Here is a 2,524-nt window from a genome sequence, read left to right on the forward strand (position 1 = left end):
GGTCGCCGGCGGCCTCGCCGCCCGCCCCCTGCTCGGCCAGGTCGGCGCGACGGGCGCGGGCCCGCCGTCCGCCGAGCACCAGCAGCAGGGCGCCGCCGAGCACCAGCACGACGCCCACCCCGACGCCGGGCCAGAGGTACGGCGTGGTGACGGTCCGCGGCCAGCTGAGCTCCAGGGTCGGCGCCTGCGCACCCTCGCCGACGCCGGCGGCGAGCAGCGTCCAGCGGCCGGGGCGGTCGCTCCAGCGCAGCGTGACGCTGTTCTCGTCGGAGGCCTCGGCCACCCACATGTCCGACCCGGCCGGGTCGGGGCCGGACGTCGGCGCCGCGTTGGTCTCGGCGTCGGCAGGCTCGCCCGCGGTGACGGAGAGGTTCTCCCAGTCGCTGAGGCCGGTCACGCGCGAGTAGGGGTCGTTGCCGACCCATCCCGCGACGTCGACGTCCCGGCCGACGGCGAGGGTGACCTTCTGGCCCTCGGGGACGGTCGCGCTCACGGTGACGTCGCCTCCGACGAGCCCGAGGACACCGGGGTCGGTGACGACGAACGTGCCGTCACCGGTCGGCTTGGCCGTGGCGACCACCGTGTCGGTGTCGCGCCAGACCGTGGCCGAGGCGACACCGAGCGCGGCGGCAGCCAGTCCGATGAGGACCAGGACGCCGCCCAGAATGCGTTGCAGCACCGAGCTTTCCCTTCGACGTGGACAGTCCAGCATAGGGACGGCGCGGCGGGCTCCGTCCACGTGACCGCCCTGGCAGGGTGCGGTTCACGAACCCTTCACGACTCGCGTACGACGGACGCGCCCGGGCTCCTGCGCGTCGTCACGACCCGTGGAACACTGCCGGGGCGACGCCGTCGCGCCGCACCGACCCGGCGTGGGAGGATGTCCGACTCGTCCCGCCGGGGCAAGAATGTCCCGAGTATCGGCGCCCTGCCCCCGCCACTATCCTGGCGACGCCGGGGCACCCACCATGTACGGAGGTCTGCACGTGTCCGACGAGCGCACGCTCTTCCCGATCACCATGCGCGGTTACGACCGCGCGCAGGTGGACGGTCACATCGCCCGACTCGAGCAGGCGCTCGAGGAGGCCCGGCGGAACGTCGAGAGCACCGACGCGCGCGCCATGCAGATCTCCTCGGAGCTCGCGCTCGCCCAGCGCCAGCTGCGGGAGAACGAGAAGCCCTCCTACGCCGGGCTGGGCTCGCGCGTCGAGCGGCTCCTGCGGTCCGCGGAGGAGCAGTCCACCGAGGTGCTCACGCAGGCGAACCAGCAGGCCGCCGACATCATGGCGCGGGCCAAGCTGTCCGCCGGCCAGGTCCGCGCCCGCGCGGAGTCCGAGGCCTCGGAGCTGCTGGGCAGCGCCCGCCGCGAGGCGGAGGAGATCCGGTCCACGACGGCCGCGGAGGCCGAGGGCACGCTGCTCGCCGCCCAGCGCCGCGCCGAGGAGCTCGTCGGTTCCGCCGAGCGCGAGGCCGCCCTCATCACCAGCACCCTGTCCGCGGAGGAGAGCGAGCGCCGCGCCACGCTCGAGCGGGAGATCGGCGTCCAGCGCTCCACCGCGGAGCGCGAGACCACCGAGCTGCGCGTCGCCGCCGAGCGCGACACCGCGCAGCAGCGGGCGCAGGCCGCCGCCGAGGCCGCGGCGCTGCGCGAGGAGGCCGACCGCGAGTCCACCGACCTCCTGGAGCGCACCCGGCGCGAGGCCGCCCGCATCATCGCCGAGGCCAAGCACCAGGCCGCCGAGGCGTCGGACGCGGTGACGACCGAGCTCGAGCAGCTGCGCGAGCAGGCCCGCGCCGCGCTGGCCGACGCGGAGCTGGAGATCGCGCAGCGCCGCGAGCAGGTGGAGCACGAGGCCGCCGCGCGGCACGAGACGGCCCGCCAGGAGACGGACCTGCTGGTCCGCGCCGCCGAGGAGCACGCGGCGGAGGCCGAGCAGCGCGTCGCGCTGGCCCTGCAGCAGGCGGAGAAGGTCCGCGCGGAGTCCGACGCGTACGTGAAGTCCCTCGTCGCGGACGCCCGCCGCACCGCGGACGGGATCGTCGCCGAGGCGCGCGAGTTCACCGAGCAGATGGTCAACGACGCCCGCGTCGAGGCGGAGAACCACCGCTCCACCGCGGCCCGCCAGCTCGAGGACCTCACCCGCCGGCACGACTCGATCAACTCCTACCTCGAGGAGCTGCGCGGCCTGCTCGGCGCGGAGCGGGCCGCCGAGACCCCCGCCGGCCAGGGCCAGCCCGTCGCCGTCGTGCAGGCGAGCGTGCCGGCGCCTCAGGCGGACGCGCGCGACGACGCTGCGGCCGACGTCGAGCCCGAGACCGAGACCGACGAGGAGGCCTCCGAGCCGGCCGACGAGCGGCCCGCCGCGGACGCCGCCGAGCCGGAGTCCGACGACGCCGACACCGCGACCGGCACCGAGGTCGATACCCAGGCCGACGCCGAGGCCGACACCGAGCAGGAGTCGCCGGCCCCGTCCAAGGCCTGAGCCGCACGCCTCGACGCCGCGGGCCCGTCACCGCACGGTGG

The 2,524-nt window shown here is 75.9% G+C and carries 1 protein-coding gene and 1 pseudogene; one reads left to right on the forward strand and one right to left on the reverse strand.

The window, feature by feature from the left end:
- A pseudogene (locus tag ACFUVW_RS20560) lies at window positions 1-679 on the reverse strand (hypothetical protein); the annotation flags it as partial.
- Between the two features lie 307 nt (window positions 680-986).
- On the opposite strand from ACFUVW_RS20560, the gene ACFUVW_RS20565 reads away from it, so the two are divergent.
- Window positions 987-2,483 (forward strand): hypothetical protein, encoded by a 1,497-nt coding sequence (locus ACFUVW_RS20565; protein WP_430573150.1) that lies wholly within the window; start codon window positions 987-989, stop codon window positions 2,481-2,483.
- Window positions 2,484-2,524: the final 41 nt, after the last annotated feature.

Source organism: Isoptericola sp. NPDC057391 (assembly GCF_042668085.1).
Classification (GTDB): Bacteria; Actinomycetota; Actinomycetes; order Actinomycetales; family Cellulomonadaceae; genus Isoptericola.